The 19,544-nt window shown below is 44.8% G+C and carries 23 protein-coding genes and 3 tRNA genes; 16 read left to right on the forward strand and 10 right to left on the reverse strand.

Going from position 1 to position 19,544, the window contains the following annotated elements; all coding sequences use genetic code 11:
- Positions 1-51: 51 nt before the first annotated feature.
- Positions 52-1,098: a bifunctional diaminohydroxyphosphoribosylaminopyrimidine deaminase/5-amino-6-(5-phosphoribosylamino)uracil reductase RibD gene (ribD, locus tag F5613_RS09640; protein WP_218858919.1), complete on the reverse strand. Its 1,047-nt coding sequence runs from the start codon at positions 1,096-1,098 to the stop codon at positions 52-54.
- 56 nt (positions 1,099-1,154) lie between these two features.
- On the opposite strand from ribD, the gene prmC reads away from it, so the two are divergent.
- From prmC to F5613_RS09680, 8 genes are all read left to right on the forward strand, one after another.
- The gene (gene prmC, locus F5613_RS09645; RefSeq protein ID WP_179399614.1) at positions 1,155-2,000 is read left to right on the forward strand and encodes a peptide chain release factor N(5)-glutamine methyltransferase; all 846 of its coding nucleotides are present in this window, start codon (positions 1,155-1,157) and stop codon (positions 1,998-2,000) included.
- Positions 1,997-2,485, forward strand: a complete 489-nt coding sequence (locus F5613_RS09650) for a regulatory protein RecX (protein WP_179399615.1) — start codon at positions 1,997-1,999, stop codon at positions 2,483-2,485. Before prmC ends, F5613_RS09650 begins: the two co-directional genes overlap by 4 nt.
- Positions 2,469-3,152 (forward strand): ComF family protein, encoded by a 684-nt coding sequence (locus F5613_RS09655; RefSeq protein ID WP_179399616.1) that lies wholly within the window; start codon positions 2,469-2,471, stop codon positions 3,150-3,152. The genes F5613_RS09650 and F5613_RS09655 overlap by 17 nt, the downstream gene beginning before the upstream one ends.
- Before the next feature lie 86 nt (positions 3,153-3,238).
- A complete protein-coding gene (gene pyrE, locus F5613_RS09660; RefSeq protein ID WP_179399617.1) occupies positions 3,239-3,877 on the forward strand; it encodes an orotate phosphoribosyltransferase in 639 nt (212 codons plus the stop codon).
- A 16-nt stretch (positions 3,878-3,893) separates the two neighbouring features.
- On the forward strand, positions 3,894-4,304 hold the full coding sequence (locus F5613_RS09665) for an SRPBCC family protein (protein WP_079684454.1): 411 nt from the start codon (positions 3,894-3,896) through the stop codon (positions 4,302-4,304).
- A gap of 8 nt (positions 4,305-4,312) precedes the next feature.
- Positions 4,313-5,650 carry an argininosuccinate lyase gene (gene argH / locus F5613_RS09670; protein ID WP_079684453.1) on the forward strand — a complete coding sequence of 446 codons (1,338 nt, stop codon included), beginning with the start codon at positions 4,313-4,315 and terminating at the stop codon, positions 5,648-5,650.
- A 109-nt stretch (positions 5,651-5,759) separates the two neighbouring features.
- Positions 5,760-6,755, forward strand: a complete 996-nt coding sequence (locus F5613_RS09675) for an aldo/keto reductase (RefSeq protein WP_179399618.1) — start codon at positions 5,760-5,762, stop codon at positions 6,753-6,755.
- A gap of 77 nt (positions 6,756-6,832) precedes the next feature.
- Entirely contained in the window at positions 6,833-7,267 is a 435-nt protein-coding gene (locus F5613_RS09680; protein ID WP_179399619.1) for a hypothetical protein, read from the forward strand.
- Between the two features lie 2 nt (positions 7,268-7,269).
- Here the strand turns inward: F5613_RS09680 and F5613_RS09685 are convergent, their stop codons facing one another.
- The 3 genes from F5613_RS09685 to F5613_RS09695 all read right to left on the reverse strand — a co-directional run bounded on the left by F5613_RS09685 (position 7,270) and on the right by F5613_RS09695 (position 9,536).
- On the reverse strand, positions 7,270-8,463 hold the full coding sequence (locus tag F5613_RS09685) for a DUF418 domain-containing protein (RefSeq protein ID WP_179399620.1): 1,194 nt from the start codon (positions 8,461-8,463) through the stop codon (positions 7,270-7,272).
- A gap of 248 nt (positions 8,464-8,711) precedes the next feature.
- The gene (locus F5613_RS09690) at positions 8,712-9,113 is read right to left on the reverse strand and encodes a hypothetical protein (RefSeq protein ID WP_068183071.1); all 402 of its coding nucleotides are present in this window, start codon (positions 9,111-9,113) and stop codon (positions 8,712-8,714) included.
- A 48-nt stretch (positions 9,114-9,161) separates the two neighbouring features.
- The gene (locus F5613_RS09695; protein WP_179399621.1) at positions 9,162-9,536 is read right to left on the reverse strand and encodes a hypothetical protein; all 375 of its coding nucleotides are present in this window, start codon (positions 9,534-9,536) and stop codon (positions 9,162-9,164) included.
- A gap of 162 nt (positions 9,537-9,698) precedes the next feature.
- Between F5613_RS09695 and F5613_RS09700 the strand changes: the two genes are divergently transcribed.
- The 3 genes from F5613_RS09700 (at position 9,699) to F5613_RS09710 (ending at position 9,989) form a co-directional block, all read left to right on the forward strand.
- Positions 9,699-9,774, forward strand: a tRNA-Gly gene (locus F5613_RS09700).
- A 4-nt stretch (positions 9,775-9,778) separates the two neighbouring features.
- A tRNA-Leu gene (locus F5613_RS09705) sits at positions 9,779-9,862 on the forward strand.
- A 54-nt stretch (positions 9,863-9,916) separates the two neighbouring features.
- Positions 9,917-9,989, forward strand: a tRNA-Gly gene (locus F5613_RS09710).
- A 75-nt stretch (positions 9,990-10,064) separates the two neighbouring features.
- Here the strand turns inward: F5613_RS09710 and F5613_RS09715 are convergent.
- From F5613_RS09715 to F5613_RS09735, 5 genes are all read right to left on the reverse strand, one after another.
- On the reverse strand, positions 10,065-10,970 hold the full coding sequence (locus F5613_RS09715; RefSeq protein ID WP_179399622.1) for a nucleotidyl transferase AbiEii/AbiGii toxin family protein: 906 nt from the start codon (positions 10,968-10,970) through the stop codon (positions 10,065-10,067).
- Positions 10,963-11,730 carry a type IV toxin-antitoxin system AbiEi family antitoxin gene (locus F5613_RS09720; protein ID WP_179399623.1) on the reverse strand — a complete coding sequence of 256 codons (768 nt, stop codon included), beginning with the start codon at positions 11,728-11,730 and terminating at the stop codon, positions 10,963-10,965. Before F5613_RS09720 ends, F5613_RS09715 begins: the two co-directional genes overlap by 8 nt.
- 236 nt (positions 11,731-11,966) lie before the next feature.
- Positions 11,967-12,380 carry a hypothetical protein gene (locus F5613_RS09725; protein ID WP_179399624.1) on the reverse strand — a complete coding sequence of 138 codons (414 nt, stop codon included), beginning with the start codon at positions 12,378-12,380 and terminating at the stop codon, positions 11,967-11,969.
- Between the two features lie 33 nt (positions 12,381-12,413).
- Entirely contained in the window at positions 12,414-12,884 is a 471-nt protein-coding gene (locus tag F5613_RS09730) for a glucosaminidase domain-containing protein (protein WP_179399625.1), read from the reverse strand.
- A gap of 151 nt (positions 12,885-13,035) precedes the next feature.
- Positions 13,036-13,467: an HU family DNA-binding protein gene (locus F5613_RS09735; protein ID WP_079683869.1), complete on the reverse strand. Its 432-nt coding sequence runs from the start codon at positions 13,465-13,467 to the stop codon at positions 13,036-13,038.
- 239 nt (positions 13,468-13,706) lie between these two features.
- On the opposite strand from F5613_RS09735, the gene F5613_RS16700 reads away from it, so the two are divergent.
- From F5613_RS16700 to F5613_RS09760, 5 genes are all read left to right on the forward strand, one after another.
- Positions 13,707-13,934 (forward strand): DUF4248 domain-containing protein, encoded by a 228-nt coding sequence (locus tag F5613_RS16700; RefSeq protein ID WP_350456598.1) that lies wholly within the window; start codon positions 13,707-13,709, stop codon positions 13,932-13,934.
- A 504-nt stretch (positions 13,935-14,438) separates the two neighbouring features.
- Positions 14,439-14,999 carry a hypothetical protein gene (locus F5613_RS09745; protein WP_179399627.1) on the forward strand — a complete coding sequence of 187 codons (561 nt, stop codon included), beginning with the start codon at positions 14,439-14,441 and terminating at the stop codon, positions 14,997-14,999.
- A gap of 311 nt (positions 15,000-15,310) precedes the next feature.
- Positions 15,311-15,805 carry a hypothetical protein gene (locus F5613_RS09750; RefSeq protein ID WP_179399628.1) on the forward strand — a complete coding sequence of 165 codons (495 nt, stop codon included), beginning with the start codon at positions 15,311-15,313 and terminating at the stop codon, positions 15,803-15,805.
- Positions 15,798-17,192, forward strand: coding sequence for a replicative DNA helicase (locus F5613_RS09755; protein ID WP_179399629.1), 1,395 nt, complete (start codon positions 15,798-15,800; stop codon positions 17,190-17,192). Before F5613_RS09750 ends, F5613_RS09755 begins: the two co-directional genes overlap by 8 nt.
- Positions 17,189-18,595, forward strand: coding sequence for a DNA primase (locus F5613_RS09760; RefSeq protein ID WP_179399630.1), 1,407 nt, complete (start codon positions 17,189-17,191; stop codon positions 18,593-18,595). The genes F5613_RS09755 and F5613_RS09760 overlap by 4 nt, the downstream gene beginning before the upstream one ends.
- 103 nt (positions 18,596-18,698) lie before the next feature.
- On the opposite strand, the gene F5613_RS09765 is transcribed toward F5613_RS09760, so the two are convergent.
- Entirely contained in the window at positions 18,699-19,142 is a 444-nt protein-coding gene (locus F5613_RS09765; RefSeq protein ID WP_068183104.1) for a hypothetical protein, read from the reverse strand.
- Positions 19,143-19,544 lie beyond the last annotated feature (402 nt).

Below are 19,544 nucleotides of genomic sequence, written 5' to 3' on the forward strand. Positions count from 1 at the left end.
CATATTTAATCAATATTTATATTATTTTAGTGTCAATACACAGAATCCGATCTAAAAATCGGTTCGTCTGTACCAGTCAATTTTCGAATCGTTATGCAATATCGTAGACTGGGGCAACAGATTCAGCGCCGGGGCAGGCACTCCGTCCTTAAGATACACATGAGCCGTCTCCACCCGGATTTCATCCCATAAGTTGGCAGCAATAAAACTATTTAACAATTCGGTACCCCCTTCAACCAACAGAGACTGAATCTTTCGGGCGTGCAACTCAGATAATACCGTATCCAGAATATCGGATGTAAAATTGGCCTCCACGTACTCTACCCCCGGCCTGTTTCCGGGAGTCTTTTCCGTAAACACCAAGGTAGGTACAGCTCCGTCCAGCACATGGAATCCGTGGGGGATGCGCAGGGTACGGTCTACAATCACCCGGACAGGGTTACGCCCCGACCAGCTCCGTACCGTTAGCGACGGGTTATCATTCAGCACCGTGTTGGTACCCACCATAATGGCATCCACTTCAGATCGCAGCTTGTGTACCATCCGCATGGTTTGGGGGGTGGAAAGAACAACCGGCACATGTACCCCGCCCTTACGGGATCCGTCTATAAACCCATCGCGGCTCTGGGCCCATTTCAAAATAATGTAGGGACGTCGGGCAAGCTGGCTCGTCATAAAATAGCGGTTCAAATCCCGCGCCTCCTGTTCAAGCACACCGGTAACCACCTCTACACCCGCTTCCTTCAGTCGGACCACCCCTCTGCCGGACACTTCCGGAAAAGGATCCTTACAGCCTACCACCACACGAGGAATACGGTGTTTTATGATCAGATCCACACAAGGAGGAGTTTTCCCAAAGTGAGAACAAGGCTCCAGACTCACATAAAGCGTAGAATCGGTCAGCAGCGATTTATCCTGAACCATCCCCACCGCATTCACCTCAGCATGAGCCTCTCCACATCGGCGATGATAGCCTTCGCCAATTATCTTATCCTGATGAACAATCACGGCTCCAACCATCGGATTGGGCGAAGTATTGCCGGCACCCTTACGGGCCAATGCAATACATCTGGCCATATATTTCTCTTCAATCTGCATTATTTTCCTTGCTAATTTACCAATTCTAACTTACTTTTGCACAAAAACATGTGCCCATGAAAGAGATACGGAATTACATCGAAGACTCCCTGAAAGGACTTTTTTCAGCAGAAGAAATCCGAAGTCTCACTAAAATGATACTGGAAAGATGTTGTTCCATCCCCCAGCAACGTCTACTGTTCGACAAAGATATACAAATATCCGATACACAGAAACAAGACATCGAAGCGATTGTTACACGGTTAAAGAACCAGGAACCCATCCAGTACATTCTGGGTATCGCCTGCTTTTACGACCTCGACTTTAACGTTACCCCCGATGTGCTGATACCCAGACCGGAGACCGAAGAGCTGGTGGAACGTATCCTGTCCCGGCACCGTCAGCAGGGCATACGCATCCTGGATATCGGAACCGGAAGCGGCTGCATTGCCGTAACCCTGGCTGCACACCTACCGGAAGCACGGGTTGTTGCGGCCGATGTTTCGCCGGGAGCCCTTGCAACAGCCGCCAGAAATGCGACAAAGAACGGGGTAACAGTACACTTTATCGAAACAGACATCCTGGCCAGGAAAGCGCTGGAAGACATTCCCGGTGTATTTGATGTGATTGTAAGCAACCCTCCGTACGTAAAACTGAGCGAGAAAGAGTCGATGGAGGCCAATGTGCTGAACTACGAACCGCACCTGGCCCTGTTTGTAACTGACTCCGATCCGCTGCTTTTTTATCGGTCCATCGCCCGGTTCGGCAACGAGAAACTACGAAAGGGCGGATCGCTGTACTTCGAGATCAACGCCCAGTACGGCAACGAGGTAGCCGGGTTGCTGGAAGAAGAGGGCTATACCGATATCGAGATTATTAAAGACATCCCGGGTAAGGACCGGATTATACAAGCCAAACGATGAAAGAGAAAACCGAAGCCGAACTATTACACCTTTGCGCAGCCTATTGCTCGGCGGCGGAACGATGCATCCACGATGTAAAAAAGAAGCTGGACGCAGCCGATGCCTCTCCGGAGGTGAAGGAACGTATCATCCGCCGGCTTGTAGAGGAAAAGTTTATCGACGAAACACGGTTCTGCCGGAGCTTTGTAAACGACAAACTCCGGTTCAACAAATGGGGACGAATCAAAATAGACTTCGAGCTCCGTAACAGAGGAATATCCTCCGCATTACGCGAAGAATCCCTGGGAAGTATCGACGAGCAATATTACAACGAACTGCTTGCAGAGCTGCTTGCAAATAAGAAAAAAAGCATCAAAGCCAAAGATGCCCGCGATGCCTACCTGAAACTCCTTCGCTTTGGTGCAGGCAGGGGATTCGAAAGCAACCTCATCTCTCGTTGTCTGCAGCAATTGGTAAAAGGAGGCGACGATGAAACTATGGAATGACCTGTTGCATCTCTTTTTCCCCAGACTGTGTCTGCTTTGCGACGAACCGCTTGTAGAAGGCGAAAGAACGCTCTGTCTGAGCTGTCTGTATAGTCTGCCGCGCACCCACTTCCACAAGCGGCCCTTCAATCCCGCCGAACAGCTTTTTGCCGGCAAAACACCCGTCACCAAGGCTACCTCCTATTTATATTACGAAAAGGGAGGGAAGGTCCAGCAACTGATTTACGCCATCAAGTACCGGGGCGAGAAAGAAGCCGGCTTCCAAATGGGCAAACTGGCGGCTGCCGAACTGTACAAAGAGGACTTTTTCGAGGGCATTGACCTGATAATCCCGGTACCGCTACACCCCGGAAGACAACGACGCAGAGGGTACAACCAGGCCGAGTGCATTGCCCGGGGCATCGCATCTGTGGCACAAATACCCGTGGACTGCCGTTCGCTGGTACGGAAACGGCAGACAAACACCCAGACGCATAAGAATGTGTTCGAGCGGTGGACAAACGTACAGGATATTTTTCACATAAACACGCCCCAAAAACTTACCGGCAAACACATCTTACTGGTAGACGATGTACTTACAACCGGGGCCACAATCGAAGCATGTGCCCAACGCATAAACGCCATCGAAGGGGCACATATCAGTATCTTAACGTTATCCATAGCCTAAATATATAGGAAATTTTAATCGGTTTCCTTAGGCTTTATCAATCACATTGTCTATTTTTGCAAACGATATCAAATATAAAGGATTGTATGAAAACACTGGAAAGATTAGTTGCTGAGAAATTATTAAAAATTAAAGCCGTTAAATTGCAACCGGCTAATCCGTTTACATGGGCTTCGGGATGGAAATCTCCTATCTACTGTGACAACAGAAAGACACTTTCTTATCCGGCTGTTCGTACGTTTATCAAATTGGAACTTGCCCGGGTTATCAGCGAAAAGTATGAAAATGTAGACGCCATTGCCGGGGTTGCCACAGGTGCTATCGCACAAGGAGCTTTGGTTGCCGATTTGCTTAATGTGCCATTTGTATACATCCGGTCTACCCCCAAAGATCATGGTTTGGAAAACCTGATTGAAGGCGAATTGAAACCCGGATCGAAAGTGGTGATTATTGAAGACCTGGTATCTACAGGAGGAAGCAGTTTAAAAGCTGTAGAAGCCGTACGCAATTTCGGTTGCGAGGTAATCGGTATGGTAGCCATCTTTACACACGGCTTCCCCATTGCAACGCAACAATTTAAGGATGCCAAGGTAACACTTACGACCTTAAGTAACTACGATGCTGTGGTTGAAGAAGGCGTACGTACAAATTATATCGACGAATCGGATATCGAAACGTTGCAGGAGTGGCGCAAGGATCCGGCTAACTGGAATCCCGAAGCCTGATTTAAAACCCCAACATATGACAGAATTTGTTAGCGAGGTTAAAACAATCCCGCACGATGAAGATCGCATCTTCACCATGCTCTCTGATTTATCCAACCTGGAGCGGATTAAAGACCGCCTTCCCCAGGATAAAATACAAGATTTCGAATTCGACAGCGATTCATGTTCATTCGCTGTGGCACCGGTAGGTAAAATCACGTTCCGCATTGTGGAACGTGAACCCAACAAAACCATCAAGTTTGAAACAACGAATTCACCTGTACCTTTGTTCTTATGGATTCAACTGAAACAGGTTGCCCCCGAAGATACGAAGATGAAGATGACGATCAAGGCAGACCTTAATCCGTTTATCAAGCCGATGGTTTCCAAACCCCTGCAGGATGCCCTGGATAAAATAGCTGTGGTTATTGCATCGCTGCCCTATTAATTAGCAATATGGCTCAAAAACTTTGGGAAAAGAATGTAAAGGTAGACCAACAGGTGGAAGCCTTTACAGTAGGTAAAGACCGCGAAATGGATCTTTACCTGGCAAAATACGATGTTCTGGGCTCCATGGCACACATCACCATGCTTGAAAGCATCGGACTGCTTGCCAAAGAGGAGCTGCCGGTTCTGTTGGCTGAACTCAAGAACATCTATGCCATTGCCGATAAAGGTCAGTTTGTAATTGAAGAGGGGGTCGAAGACGTACACTCGCAGGTAGAGCTGATGCTTACCCGCAAGCTGGGAGATATGGGTAAAAAGATCCACAGCGGACGTTCACGCAACGACCAGGTGCTGGTGGACCTTAAACTCTTCACCCGCGCCCAGATCGAAGAGGTGGTACAGCTTGTATCCGGCCTGTTCGATGTATTGTTAAGTCAGAGCAACCGCTATAAAGAGGTACTCCTGCCCGGATATACCCACCTGCAGATAGCCATGCCATCCTCCTTCGGGTTGTGGTTCGGCGCCTATGCAGAGAGTCTTACCGACGATTTGCAGCTTATGCAGGCAGCGTACAAGATATGCAACCGCAATCCCCTGGGATCGGCAGCAGGATATGGATCATCGTTCCCGTTGAACCGTCAGCTTACCACCGATCTGCTTGGATTCGACTCGTTGGACTACAACGTGGTATATGCCCAGATGGGACGTGGCAAAATGGAACGCACCGTGGCCTTCGCCCTTGCGGGAATAGCCGCCACCCTGTCCAAGCTGGCATTCGATGCCTGTATGTTTAACAGTCAGAATTTCGGATTCATCAAATTGCCCGATCAGTTTACTACCGGATCCAGTATCATGCCCCATAAAAAGAATCCGGATGTGTTCGAGCTCACGCGGGCCAAATGCAATAAGATTCAGGCGTTGCCGCAGCAAATCACGCTTATCAGCAACAACCTGCCGTCTGGTTACTTCCGCGATCTTCAAATTATCAAGGAGGTGTTCCTGCCGGCGTTCGACGAACTGAAAGACTGTCTGCGTATGGTCACCCTGATGATGCAGGAGGTAAAGGTAAACGAAACCATTCTGACCGACGATAAGTATTCGCTCATCTTCAGTGTGGAAGAGGTAAACCGGCTTGTTCTTACAGGCGTACCCTTCCGCGATGCCTACAAGCAGGTGGGTCTCGAGATTGAAGCCGGACGGTTCACACCGCAGAAAGCTGTAAGTCACACCCACGAAGGCAGCATCGGCAACCTGTGCAACGACCACGTATCTGCACTCATGCAGCAGGTTATAGACGGGTTCTCATTCAGCAAGATACACGAAGCAGAACAAACGCTGTTATCGTAACAATATGCATTGCAGCAGCCAAAGAATCGGAATGATCTTTGGCTGCTATTTTTTTTGTTTGTACTTTCGTCTGATAAACCAATACAAAAACCATTAATACCTATCTTCTATGGACTACACAGCAGCAGCAGACCGCTACACGAATGGGATGAAATACAACCGTTGCGGACGATCGGGCATTATACTTCCGGCCCTCTCATTGGGCCTGTGGCATAATTTTGGCGACATAGACAACCAGGAAGAGGCAGAAAAGATGATCCTTTACGCCTTCGACCATGGAATCACCCACATCGATATTGCAAACAACTACGGTCCCCCTCCCGGATCGGCAGAAAGCAATTTCGGTAAAATATTCAAGAAACAACTGCAGGGATACCGCGACGAGCTGATCATCTCTTCCAAAGCAGGCTATCTGATGTGGCCCGGCCCATACGGCGAATGGGGATCCCGCAAGTACCTGCATGCCAGCATCGATCAAAGTCTCAAGCGCACCGGCCTCGAATACTTCGATGTATTTTACAGTCACCGGTACGATCCCAACACGCCGCTTGAAGAGACCATGCAGGCGTTGGTAGATATCGTAAAGCAAGGCAAAGCCCTTTACACCGCCATCTCAAACTATCCTGCCGACAAGGCCGCCGAAGCCTACAAATACCTCTCGGCCCACAACACCCCCTGCTTATTGCATCAGTGCAAATACAGCATGCTTGTGCGCGACGTAGAACCCGAAGTACTGGAGGTAGGCAAGCAACACGGCGTAGGACTCATCGCCTTCTCATCCCTGGCACAGGGACTGCTTACAAACAAATACCTGCACGGCATACCCGAAAATTCGCGGGCAGCCAAACCCTCGGGATTCCTGCAAAAAGAACAGGTTACCCCCCAGGTAATAGCCAAGGTAAGCAAGCTGAATGAGGTAGCCGCACGAAGGGGACAAACACTGGCCGAGATGGCGTTGGTATGGGTGCTGAAAGACCCGCGTGTAACCTCGCTCATTGTGGGAACCAGCTCCGTTCAACAGCTTAAAGACAACCTCAACGCACTTCAGAATCCGGACTTCACCGCCGAAGAGCTGAATGAAATTGAAACAATTCTGCGTTCCTGAAATAAGAAACAGGTCTGCTTTCCGTTTCAATAGCAGACCTGTTTTTAATCTCTTAAACCGTAACAAACACCCCAAGAATGAAAAGAGCTGTTGTAGTACTGTTGTTGATGGTAATCTGCAGTTGTTCCAAAATAACGGAATCGGATATACCCTATGCCCGTGTCTGGTTTAAACTGGATTTGCGCTACAGCGACAAAGACCTGGTGCCTCTGCTGAGTTATAAAGAATTTACCACCCCCCGTGCCGCCGGAGAATATACCGGCTATGCCGGACTGCTTATCGTACACAGCTACGACAACCTTTATATGGCGTTCGACCGCTGCTGCCCCAACGAAGCCCGTCGCGATGTTGTGATTGTACCCGGCAACAACGACGGCACAGCCACCTGTCCGCAGTGCAAAACCGTTTACGACATCAGCAACGGAGGCACCCCCTACTCCGGTCCCTCCAAGTTTGCATTAAGAAGATACAACGTAACTCAAAGCGGCGAAACCATCCAGATTCACAACTAAAACTAGTAAAGCTGGTTGCCTACGTTAATCCAGGTTGCCTTCTTCCATAGCCATTCCAGCGGACCCTGCGGATGCGAACGAAGCCACCAACGGCAAAAGCAGAACTGGATAAAGAATATACCCACACCTATAAGAATACATACGGTGATGCCGGTATAGCGATAAAGTCCCAATCCCCAGTTATAAAACAGGAATCCCCCTATTAACGACTGCGACAGATAGTTGGTCAGACTCATGCGTCCATAAGGCGCAAGCTGGTGGAGTACCCCCTTCAGCTTTGTAAGGTAATACACAAGAATTACCCCTGCAAACAAGATTCCGGTAAAGGCAATATTAGAGAGCGACTTAAGCAACAAGGTAGAAGGAACAAGAAGCGCCTCGCGGGTGATAAAGTCGGGTAAAATAGCCGTAAGACCATAAATAGGGAAAAAGGCGATGGTTACAGCGATAAACACCTTCGTCCAGAAACGGATATTCTGTTCCGTATAGTGAAACAAATTGCTACGCCCTATCAGTATACCAACCATAAACAAACCTGCTGTCTGCGTAACCCTTCCATGTAGAAGCATCCAGCCCATATTGGCAATATTCCCCGTCCACAGAGCCGTCTTGCACAATTCGATAAAAGAGCCCTCCTTCTGAACCGTATTAACGATCTCCCAGTAAGGAGCATCCAGCTGAGCATTGATAACAAATGCAGGATCCAACAGCGCAATGATGATCTGTCCCCATTCAAGCGGTTGCAGTAAAAGAATGCCCGCAATAATGGCAATGGATCGGGATGAAAGTCGGCACACCGCAATCATCACATACCCCAGCAAAGCATAAAGCATCAATATCTCGCCCGGAAACAAAGACGAATTTATGCAGGCAATAAAGAACAACAAAACCAGTCGCCAGGCAAATCTGGGGCGAAAATCTTTTCCTTTTATCTTTTGTGAGTTATCCTGGATAAAAAAGCTGAACCCGAAAAGAAGTGCAAAGATGCAATACGCCTTACCCGAAAAGGCAAAAAACACACTATCCCATATCACCTTATCCGTAAACAACAATAAATTACAGGTTTCTTCCGGATAACTATAAAGACTAAACCGTTCGATAAAATGGATAAGGGTAATTCCCAATACAGCAAAACCACGTAATACATCCGCTATTTCGATGCGGTTATTACCGGTTGGAGAGTAAGACAAGTGCATGCTTTTCAAAATTTAATTGTTAACGTATTATCTAATTTGAAACGCAAAAGTACAACAAACCCTCCCCCATTAATAGAACAAACCATTCAATAGGTAACACAATCCAACCAAAAGGCCTTAGGTTGGGGAGAAAGGAACTTCAGGAATCCGTTCTTTATTTGAAATTGTGGAATATAAAATGGAAAATACACCTTTCCTTTATCCCACAAATCAATACTAAAAAACATATTGAATAAATACAGGTGTAATTATCCTGCATTCTTAGATCTAAAATAGAACATAAATAATGTATTTACTACAATGATACTCACGATATAAATAATACACAAAGCATCCATTCTCGTTTTCTTCTGCTTAGGAATCTTTTTAAATTGCTTATATAATACCGTTTGCTTATTTCTAAAATATAAGAAATCTATGGCTAAGGAAATTATTCCAATAATCAAAAAAGGATCCAATCCAATGGCCGTATCTTTTATATAAAAAGAGTCAAATATCAAAACATATAAAATCCCAAATATAGGAATAACACTAAATCCATGAAAAACAGAAATTCCCATTATAGAATAATACACTGGCATTTCTTTTTCCTTAACAATTTTAGTATTCCACCAATACAAACGACAAAATAAGTATTCAAAAAAATTCATTTGCTGTAACTTTATATTATTTTGTTTAAGGTTGGGAAGTTAGGTGTTTTACGACAGACTTTGCTTTCTTTTGAAATATTTTATGGGTAGCAAAATAGAGATCAATAAAGTGGATAAAAAGATTATTGCACCTGTTAATAACAGTTTGAGTCCGTTTGCATCCCCTCTCGAAAATTCACTATACTCTGAAAGTACAGCAAAAATCATGTATATGCTTCCGATACCAATTAGTAAGGATGCAAATAGAGCCATTGTTTTATTTTTGAGAATAACCAGCAACGACATAAAGAGAATGACTGCAAGCATCAGATAGTTTATATATGAGGTCGCCAACAAACCATCTAAAAACCAATACATAGCCACTAAAACAATAAATACTTCAGGAACATACTGTATTCCTTTAATAAGATTCATTTTTTTCATAATGTACATCATTAATTAAATATTAAACGGATTTTAGAACCGATTATTGCTCTGTTGATAAATACCAGTATCGACATTGTTACGAGATTTCTATTAACTTTTTTCCTTAAAAATTTGCTCATATAAAAAAGTTATCTACCTTTGCAACCGCAAACAAGTAATGCGAAAGTAGCTCAGTTGGTAGAGCATAACCTTGCCAAGGTTAGGGTCGCGGGTTCGAGTCCCGTCTTTCGCTCCAGGCCGCCCGGATGGTGGAATGGTAGACACGAAGGACTTAAAATCCTTTGACTATTGCAGTTGTGCGGGTTCAAGTCCCGCTCCGGGTACAAATCCTGGTAAATAATCTTATTTATCAGGATTTGCTTTAAAATTGACATATTGCGAAAGTAGCTCAGTTGGTAGAGCATAACCTTGCCAAGGTTAGGGTCGCGGGTTCGAGTCCCGTCTTTCGCTCACAAAAAGAGCTCGTTTCAATGAAACGAGCTCTTTTTGTTTTATCCCCTTCGTACCCTACACCAGCAACCCTCTTTAAATCTCTGCAAAAAAGGATTTTAATTTATTTAGCTCAATGTTGAATTTCGTTGGGTTATGAATTTTAAGCTTGTTTATATTTAGTAACTTCCATTGAACGGAAGGGAAATCCTTGAAATGGCTGTAAACAGAGTTCTCCCATTGCGGTTCTCCTTGTTCAAAATCAATAAGGAAACTTTTGTCCTCGTCGGTCAAAATTGAGTGAACAGAAACAATTAATTGCTCTCTGGTTTTTTCATAATCTTCGTAAGTAAACGGAATGTCAGTCATTCCCTGAAATTGGTTTTCCAAGGCATCCCGTTGATCAATCGGATTTGGTTGTAAAGACTCAAGAATGGGCTTATCACTTCCTAAAAGGCTAAATATTAAGCCATACTTTGCTAGAGCAATAGAATCAAGAGACATGTATTTACAATCAAACAAATCACGAGGATGTTGTCTACTTAACGCTGCAGAAATTTTACCTCCATACAACTGTGTAAAAGAAACAGTTCGTGCAATACATCCCATTTTAAATTCAGACTGAGCTTTACTGCAAAGCTCTTTATCTTCAATTGGTTCGATAATACCTCGCTTTGTTCCATTTACTTCAATCTTTACGGTTGCACCATCTTTAGTACACATCAGCTTCCAAACATCAGCCTTATGGATAATTTTAATATCGGGGATTGACTTCTCAATAATTTTCTTCAGATTAGACAGATTTAAATTAATATCCTGAAGACTTTCATCTCTTTTCTTTAGGGGTATATATGTAATGTCAATATCAACAGAATAACGAGGCATATTCTTATGAAACAAATTAATTGCAGTTCCACCATGCACAGCAAAATCTTTTATTCTATATACTAATGGCATTATTCGTATCAAAAGAGCCACTTGTTTTTTATATTGGTCATTCATAATCGTATAAATCTTTTGGTATTGTTATTTTATACTTAGACACATAAACACCGCTTTCCACCAACTTATGCTTTCCTGTGCCCAAATTCAACTTGTCAAGATTAAGAGAATCAAACCAATAGTGTCCAGCCTTTTCTGCCATATAAAGAAACATTCGTTTAACTTTCAGATTGTCTGTAGTTTGCAATAATAGTTGTAAAACTGATGGACGAAGAGTGGTAAGCTGTTCCATTATATAATACAGATCCATATATGAATATTGTTTAGGCGCTAAAAGCAAGCATTCAAAAAAAGCCTGCTCGGGAACAGAGGCCAGCAGATTAGAATAATCTGAATTAAATGAAGCTAATTGTGGTTTTGAGAAGGTCTCGGTTGAAAAGAATTTCATTGTACGGTCAAAACCTTCGTCCAACATCCAATCAGGGATAGATTCTTGTTTGGGATGTCCTATCATTAACAACGGTTTTCCCATGGGAACGTAGTGATTGAATCCGGAAAGTTCTAAAGCTGAATGAGCAGCTATATGGAAGCTTTTTTTCATCTGTTCATTATAACTATCCAATACAGAAAAAGAACTCAGCTTATCTCCTGTACGAAACATAACACCTTTGGTCAAGGCAGTAAGCCAACCCGAATCACGATATCTCTTTATGAGTTGGTCTGAGTATCCATTTTCTTTCAGCCATGCAGAAAAATACAAACCACCGGGGTTGCCATTCATCAATAGGTGGTTAAGTTTATTCCCCTTTTCTATACTCATAGTATATAATTATTATATAGATTCAACTACAAAAATATAATATTTCTTGATAAGAAAAGATATTTTGGTTGAATTTATTTTACAATTCTATACTTTAAGTATATAATAAAGAACTATTTTCAACCCTAACGATACTTATATTCAGAACTCATTCCATTTAACTATAACATAGACTTTATAAAACGCAAAAAAGTCCGACTCTCGTGAGCCGGACCATTCTTACATAAAACCAACTGCTATACCAGCAACTTATACAGGTAACTGGTGCCGGCTACTGCTATCAAACACCAGCCAAGCAGGTTGGTGGCTCCGGAGGCAGGGGTGGTTCCGTTGGCTCCTTCGTTGGGCGCAACATCGTACTGGCTTCTATCGCCGGAGTAATCGGAGGTGCAGGATTGTCCCGTAACTGCACTTTGACCGGAAGTTCCGTTTTGCCTGTAGGCTTGGAGTTGTCCTCCGGTGGCGGGCGCTGACTGAGGGTTACAATTACACCCAGTGCAGCCAGGACAATCTCCTTTTCTTCCATTACAAGTGCCAGGAGGGTAAGGATCTTCAGGAACGTAAGGGTGGACCTTTTGCTGTTTCCTTTTCCGAAAAAAGCAGCTTGCCACTACTAAAATAAATTCAATGATCTGTTTTACTTGTTTCATCTTTCTGTTTGTTTTAAGGGGTTGTGTTGAGAATCAATCTTTATGTTCCGGAAACTGCAGTGCTATTAACCGGCTCATGGTGGCGGATAGCTTTACCAGCAACATCTTGTAGTTTTGGCGGTTGTCGCCGTTTACCTCGCTGATGTAGCGGCTGTAGGCTATCTCCTGGGCGTAGGCGGCCGGAACGTTGCTTACGTTGCAGGCAGAGGCATAGGATGAGCGCAGCAGGCGGGCCATATCCAGGATACCGTTTCTGGCATCGGGGTAGCTCCGGTAGGTAAGTCCCTTTTCGCAAAGCTGCACCTTGGTACCCGGCCAGAACTCGGAGGGTTTGCCGAAGCCCGTCAAACCACCGAAGTTAAAGTGCTCTTTACACAGCACCGACTCGCCCCACCCTGTTTCGATGGCGATCTGGGCCAGCAGCACCACCGGGTTAATGCCATATTTTATTCCCGCCTCCTTTACCTGGGGGTAATAACTCTGTACAAATATTTCTTTCAGCATAAAAATCGTTTGTTAGTTTCTAAACCTTGTAATTCAAAATTGAGATTTGTATCCCCAGAACAATAGGCTGCAAAACAGGCCACTTGGAATCCGCAGGATTTGAATACAAAATTGCACCCCCGGCACCGGTATCCGGGGGTACAATGAGGGATTAATAAACGTGCTCTTTATCGCACTTTTCTTCCACAGTTACCACCTGCATCTTTTCATACTTCAGGTCTTTCAGTGCACCGCGAAGCATCGTTCCGGCACTGAAGGTGATGCGTCCTTTGTTGAACATGCTGGCGTTGAACTCTTCCGGAGTGGCAACTCCTTTCGAACCGTTGGTGATGCGGAAGGTACCAAAGGTACCGAGGGAAATAGAGTACCCTTCAGTTAGCTTGCTACACATCTCATAGATCAGACCTTCAAGTACCAACTTGATGTCGCCACGACTGGCAGTGCTTCGCGAGGCGATGGCATCGCACAACTTCTCCAGGTCCAATCGACTGGAAACACGGGTTAAACCATAATACAATTTGCGATCGGCAGGAGCACCTTTGGTCATATCCTTACGGTGCACAAGTGAAAATTTTAGTGACATACGCTTTTAATTTTTAAGGGTTAATGAAATCTTTTCGTTACGTAACAATGCAAAGATACATCCACCCTCCTACCTGTTTGCGCAAAACAGACACCTATGTGCAGTTAGTGCAGTTTATGGGAGAATATGTCCGAAATATGCTAAAAAGATGCTTTTATTTCCTAAAAATCAGTGCTATAATTTGCCAATATAAATAATTATACGTATATTTGATTATAATTAAACAAGAATTAAATCTAGTGAAAACCACAGAAGAAATACCTGTTAAGAGTTACTCTTTGTCTGAACTCAGCCAATTGTACTCACCCTCGCTCTCGGTGTCGGCTGCCACCAAACAGTTGCTTCGTTGGATGCTAAGGCATCCCAATCTAGTGTCCCGTCTGCAAGAGACAGGATGGCAAAAAGGTCAGCGACGGTTCAGTCCCAAACAAATCGCCCTGCTGTTTGAATGCCTCGGGCCACCCTAATCACCCTTCAAAGAACGTTTTAAAATGTAGTTACCGTTCCGTTTTCAATACTATATCTTTGAGAATTCATTCATATATCTTTGGCTTTCCAATCATATATCTTTGAAAGTTCAATCCTATATCTTTGATTTGTCAAACATATATCTTTGAAAAAACGATCTTATAGCCTTGAAAACAGGATCAGGTATCTCTCAAAAACGCTCTTTTATCTTTATGGAACACCTCTCTTATCACCGGGAAACGTTCCTTTTCTATCCGGTTTTAATCCTTTTTTAGGTAGAAAATCACTCCATACAGCTTTTGGAAACGAAAGAAAATGGCGTGAACGGCCACTCCTATGTCCTTTCGGAAGCTGAAAAAGCTTTCCGGCACAAGAAATAGAATGGCCCAAACGCAATGAATACTTCCTTTTGAAAGGTGATTAGCGGACTAAAAAAAGGAAATAGTATCTGATAAACACGATAAAATAGATTTATAAATATTAACTTATAAAAATACACAATCATGGATTTAGTTAAAATTAACGAAATGCTGTTAAAAACACTCCAATACGGTCGAGATATGGTCAAAAATCTGTGTCAAAAAAAATTACCCTATTTTGGGCAGTTAAAGAGGGTCTTAAAGGAACTAAAAGAAGGTTACGAGAAGGAGTCTATTTTACAGTTTCTTTTGGGTTGGGCCAAGGGCGAAATAGAGGGTAAAATTCTCCATTGGAAAGAGCTTGCCGCCTCCTTTATAAAGGAGTTTCACAAAGCAAAAAATGCAGAAAATAAAGCACAAAGCAAGGATAAATCGAGAAACGAACCGCTACCTATCGACATGACTAAGAGAGAGTTGATAATACTATTCATCCGTCAGATGTACGATGCAGGTGCGTTTCCTAATTGTTCGCTAAACAGATTATCTCACTTCTTAAATGATACTTTTAATCTGGATAAAAGTTACCGCACAATCACCAATAATTTAATCAAATTTAAGGTAGATAAAGAGAAGGATTTTGTGTACTACGCCACCCTGTTTCTGGAGCAGAAAAAACGAGAGTGCTCAGAAGAATTTACCAAGTGAAAATTTGCATATGTTAATGTAGTACAACGATTTAGGTCACTTGTTAATTTGCAAAAAACGTCACACTTGTTATTCCAATCTTTTAACTGTTCTTTGAGGTGGTTCCTGAGTTGCAGCGGCAACGGATTTACGGTTTTAAAGCGTAGCCTTATACAGAAATATTCTTTATATATTAATATAGGGCTTGTGATTCGGCTTGTGACTAACCCCCTCAAAACCCGCATCAATGCAGAGAAAAGGTATGTGAATCGGCTTGTGGCAATTTAGGAAGAAATAAATTTATTAATCTTAAATCATTAATTTACAAGACTTTGAAGAATTTAGAATTGAATTACCTGGATAGCCTGTTGGAGTCGGGCTACGTAAGGGTACCACGAAAAGTACTGAACGATCTTTACGGGTCTGATGCCGAAGAGCAGCTTATCGCCCATGTTTATCTTTTCCTGTTTTCCAGAAGTTACTTTGCTACCGGAACTGTGATCAGAGACAACAAGCAGCTTACCTGCCACAGAGGGCAAGTGATTTGTTCGCAAGCCGAGCTGGCAGCAAAATTTAACCTTTCTCCCTGGCGGGTAAGGGGAGTGCTGAATATCCTCAAGGAACGCTATCTAATCGAGGTGGAAAACATAAAGGGTATCTCGCACATCGGCATGCTGTACTACGATTCCATCGCCGGCAAACCCAAACAGGAAAGTTCTTCGGAAGGGGGCTCCGGCAAAAAGAGACACAAAGAGAGAGAAACGGAAGCGTCTAACACCACGTTTTCATTGAAAGGACACATTTTAGATTTTATGAGCAATGATTGAGAAAAACACGGGGATCACCCACGAAAAAGCGGTAGTTGCCTGCCTGCTTGCCAACACCGAGGCTATTACCAACGTGATTGGATTTTTGAAGGCCGACATGTTCAGCTCGCGCGAGCTGGGATTTATCTACAAGGCCATCGTGCACCTGTTCGAACAGGGCAAACGTACCAACTACAACCTGATAGACCGCACCATGCAGGAGATGGACCGCGAGCTGTTCCTGCAGATGAACGGGCTGGCCTATGATCCGGAGTTGTTCACCATGGCTAGGGATTCGTCGCAGGTTACGGAGTATGCGCTGCTGATAAAAGACAGCTACATCCGGTTCCGACTTACCGAGCATCTTAATGCCGTTAAACTTTCGCTTACCGATGTGGGCACGCCCATCACCTCCATCCTGGGCACGCTGCATTCCGGAGTGGATAAAATTTGCAACGACACCGACACGGGCAACGAGGCGCGTCCGCTGGCCGAGATTGTAGCGTCCAACCTGAAGGATTTCCGAAAGAACCGGGCGCTGGGATTGGATAGCCGGGCCATTCCTTCGGGCTTTACGGAGTTCGACAAGCTTACGGGCGGGGGCTTCTTTCCGGGCGAGATCTATACCCTGGCGGCTCGTCCCTCCGAAGGTAAATCCATGGTTACGCTGCACATCCTGCAGGAGATTGCCAAAAAGGGCTACCACGTGCGGCTGGTGAACCATGAAATGGGCGATTACGATACGGCCAACCGCTCTATTGCCATGCTTACGGATATCAACCCCGACTTGCTGCGCCGCGGGGTGCTTACCGAAGGTCAGGAAATGGAGGTGGAACGGCTGCTGCAAGAGGAGCTAACCAACCTGAAGCTGGACATCCGCTACATGGGGAACGCCCGCATCGAGAGCATCGTTACCGAAACCATGCTGGCCTGCAAGCGGGGTAAGTGCGACATGCTGGCAGTGGACTACCTGCAGCTGATATCGGCTCCGGTAGAGAAAGGGGGCACGGCCGACGAGGCCATCGGTAGGAACATCAATGCCCTGAAGGATCTGGCAGTGCGCTGCAACATTCCTGTAATCGTGGTGTCGCAGATGAACCGCGAGATTGAGCACCGTGGCGACAAAGCCAAGATTCCGGTGTTGTCGGACCTGCGCAACTCGGGAGTTATCGAACAGACCTCGGACGTGGTGATGTTTGTATACCGCCCCGACCGTTTAGGCATCACCAAGGATCAGGACACCGGCGAAAATCTGGTAGGCATCGCCAAGCTGCTGCTCCTTAAAAACCGAAACGGAGGCATCGGCCATGCAAACTTCAGGCACAATAAAACATTTACCAAACTATGGGATTTTATCTCTTTCAATAAAAATAAATCTAAAATTCAACAAATCTATCCGGACCAATGAAAAAGCACTCTAAACAATCAGAATTTGTGGAAGACCATCTTACCCTCGAGACGGTGGTGAACTGGTACGGATCCGTACACTTTAAATCCAATGGTAAAGCGTTGATGCGCTGTCCGTTCCACAACGACACCCATCCCTCGCTGAAGTTAGACAACCACAAAGGGCTGTGGCACTGCTTCCCCTGCGGTAAAGGGGGCGACAAAGCTACCTTTGTAATGGAAAAGGAGTCGTGCTCCTACCCCGAAGCCCTCAAACTGCTATGCGCACGCCATGGCGGACCGTCTGATCAATCATCAGAAAGCACTGAAACAAAGGGGCCGATTTATGAAAACCCTATAGAATTTGAGGGATTCTTCGCTCCATTGGAAACACCGAAGGCTAAACAGAAAGCGCCCGAACCCGAAGCAACCCCGGAACAACTCCGGGCCATGGAGCAGGAAAACAGAGCGTTTGCCAATTCATGCTACGGCTATGTACCCGACTGCGGAGGTCTCTCCGAAGCTTATGTGAACTTTGGTGTGAGAATGGTACGGCAATATCCCCCACAAGGCTTTACCCAGTTTAAGGGACGCATCGCCTTCCCCATCCACAACGAACGGGGCATACTGGTGGGCTTTACCTGCCGGTACTTTGGGCAGATAAATTCCGTAGGCGGCAAAGGGATACCCAAGTATATCAACAGCGCCAACAATGCCCTCTACAACAAAAGCCGGGTAATATACGGACTGTACCAGGCCATAGATCATATCCTGAGCGAGGGACTAGTTCACATGGTAGAGGGCCCCAAGGACTGCATCGCCATGCATGCGGCAGGGTATCAAAACACGGTCGCCCTGTGCGGATCGGCCCTGTCCGACGAACAGATAGAGCTACTAAAAAGATATGCTCGCCGGGTGTCATTGGTGCTGGATGGCGACGAAGCCGGACAAAATGCCGCTGCCCGCATCGAAAAACAGTTGGCAGATGCCGGCTTTATGGTGATGAACTGCCTCCTTCCCGAAGGCGAAGACCCCGACTCCCTATTCCACCGATACGGCAAAGAGGGCTTCTGCACCATCTTCCGCGAAAGTGCCTACAACAGGAGGGTGAAAAAGTTTGGAGGAACACTTGATGATGAATCCGGAGAAAGCGATATACGGGTGGCTCTATTCTGCGACGACGAACTGGAAGTGATAGCCCTGCATCAGCAAAACCTGATGGAGCGTCCCAGATTGGAAAGGTTGGAAGCAGAAATCCGGATGGAGATGGATCACCTGATGGGGATACTTTTCTATACCACCAACAAACCCGAACGGACCGAAGTGCTCCAAAGGCTTGTACACGCCAGCAAACGCCTTAACATCCTGTACAAGGAACTGAACAGGCCCCACGGCACCTACAACAAACAAATACGCATTAAATAAAAATGAAAGAACCGGTCGGGGCAACGTCTAACTAAGTCAGAAATTACAACACCGACCGGTTGCTTTAAATTTTCCTACAATTTGCTTTAAACAGAATCAGCCCTTATAGCATGGGATCGATTCCGTTTTCTAAGCGATCTTTGACTTCTTCAGCCTCTTTACTTGTCAGCTCTCTAGAAGTTTCAGTAAAAGCTACCGTAAACAGGTTTATCATTTTGTCGAACGCAGCCGGTTTAAATGTTACACCCTGATTGATCGCATCCATCCACAATACATTCTTGTTGATATAAGTCAGTGGATTAAAGTAAACCGACAGATCTTCCCATCCGCTGTAGATCAGACCTACAGCCTTAGATTTCTTCGTCATCTCTTTATCGCACTCTCCTTTACAGCAATAATATGCTTTTTGGTATATTTCTTTTCCGTTTGGTGAGTTTTGTTCACTTCTCCAGGTAACAATTATACCTGATGCAGGATTGGCTAACAGGTTTTCTCCACAGTGTTCGCATGATAACTCGGTTTTGGCGAAAAATTCTTTCACTTTCATATTAATATTTTATTTGTTAAACACCACAAAGATGGCCCAAACATTCCGATTCTGCAACTAATTACTTATCTATTTTCCCGAAAAAATAAATAATTAGTTTATTTACGCCACCTCACCATCCCTAACTCCCAGAGCCCATGATGGTTATTAACATTTGGTTGAAATCAAAAAAAGTAAACCAATCAGACAATGTTTGCGATTGATACAAGCATACTAATCGCCTCAACAATATTTTACAAATTCACTTTTGTAAATTAAATTTACAAAACATTGATTTGTACACTGGTGACAAGGATGTAATATAAAGGGCGCAGATAAATTAAGAAAATAGCTAAATTTGAAGGGGTTAAATAAGTAAAAATGGTAATAAACTCCGTAATCTATATACTAACAATGTGCTTT

Source organism: Macellibacteroides fermentans (genome assembly GCF_013409575.1).
GTDB lineage: Bacteria > Bacteroidota > Bacteroidia > Bacteroidales > Tannerellaceae > Macellibacteroides > Macellibacteroides fermentans.

Coding starts and splice junctions, on each gene's coding strand:
- ribD (WP_218858919.1), bottom strand. CDS start 1,098: ATGCAGATTGAAGAGAAATATATGGCCAGATGTATTGCATTGGCCCGT.
- prmC (WP_179399614.1), top strand. CDS start 1,155: ATGAAAGAGATACGGAATTACATCGAAGACTCCCTGAAAGGACTTTTT.
- F5613_RS09650 (WP_179399615.1), top strand. CDS start 1,997: ATGAAAGAGAAAACCGAAGCCGAACTATTACACCTTTGCGCAGCCTAT.
- F5613_RS09655 (WP_179399616.1), top strand. CDS start 2,469: ATGAAACTATGGAATGACCTGTTGCATCTCTTTTTCCCCAGACTGTGT.
- pyrE (WP_179399617.1), top strand. CDS start 3,239: ATGAAAACACTGGAAAGATTAGTTGCTGAGAAATTATTAAAAATTAAA.
- F5613_RS09665 (WP_079684454.1), top strand. CDS start 3,894: ATGACAGAATTTGTTAGCGAGGTTAAAACAATCCCGCACGATGAAGAT.
- argH (WP_079684453.1), top strand. CDS start 4,313: ATGGCTCAAAAACTTTGGGAAAAGAATGTAAAGGTAGACCAACAGGTG.
- F5613_RS09675 (WP_179399618.1), top strand. CDS start 5,760: ATGGACTACACAGCAGCAGCAGACCGCTACACGAATGGGATGAAATAC.
- F5613_RS09680 (WP_179399619.1), top strand. CDS start 6,833: ATGAAAAGAGCTGTTGTAGTACTGTTGTTGATGGTAATCTGCAGTTGT.
- F5613_RS09685 (WP_179399620.1), bottom strand. CDS start 8,463: ATGCACTTGTCTTACTCTCCAACCGGTAATAACCGCATCGAAATAGCG.
- F5613_RS09690 (WP_068183071.1), bottom strand. CDS start 9,113: ATGAATTTTTTTGAATACTTATTTTGTCGTTTGTATTGGTGGAATACT.
- F5613_RS09695 (WP_179399621.1), bottom strand. CDS start 9,536: ATGAAAAAAATGAATCTTATTAAAGGAATACAGTATGTTCCTGAAGTA.
- F5613_RS09715 (WP_179399622.1), bottom strand. CDS start 10,970: ATGAATGACCAATATAAAAAACAAGTGGCTCTTTTGATACGAATAATG.
- F5613_RS09720 (WP_179399623.1), bottom strand. CDS start 11,730: ATGAGTATAGAAAAGGGGAATAAACTTAACCACCTATTGATGAATGGC.
- F5613_RS09725 (WP_179399624.1), bottom strand. CDS start 12,380: ATGAAACAAGTAAAACAGATCATTGAATTTATTTTAGTAGTGGCAAGC.
- F5613_RS09730 (WP_179399625.1), bottom strand. CDS start 12,884: ATGCTGAAAGAAATATTTGTACAGAGTTATTACCCCCAGGTAAAGGAG.
- F5613_RS09735 (WP_079683869.1), bottom strand. CDS start 13,467: ATGTCACTAAAATTTTCACTTGTGCACCGTAAGGATATGACCAAAGGT.
- F5613_RS09745 (WP_179399627.1), top strand. CDS start 14,439: ATGGATTTAGTTAAAATTAACGAAATGCTGTTAAAAACACTCCAATAC.
- F5613_RS09755 (WP_179399629.1), top strand. CDS start 15,798: ATGATTGAGAAAAACACGGGGATCACCCACGAAAAAGCGGTAGTTGCC.
- F5613_RS09760 (WP_179399630.1), top strand. CDS start 17,189: ATGAAAAAGCACTCTAAACAATCAGAATTTGTGGAAGACCATCTTACC.
- F5613_RS09765 (WP_068183104.1), bottom strand. CDS start 19,142: ATGAAAGTGAAAGAATTTTTCGCCAAAACCGAGTTATCATGCGAACAC.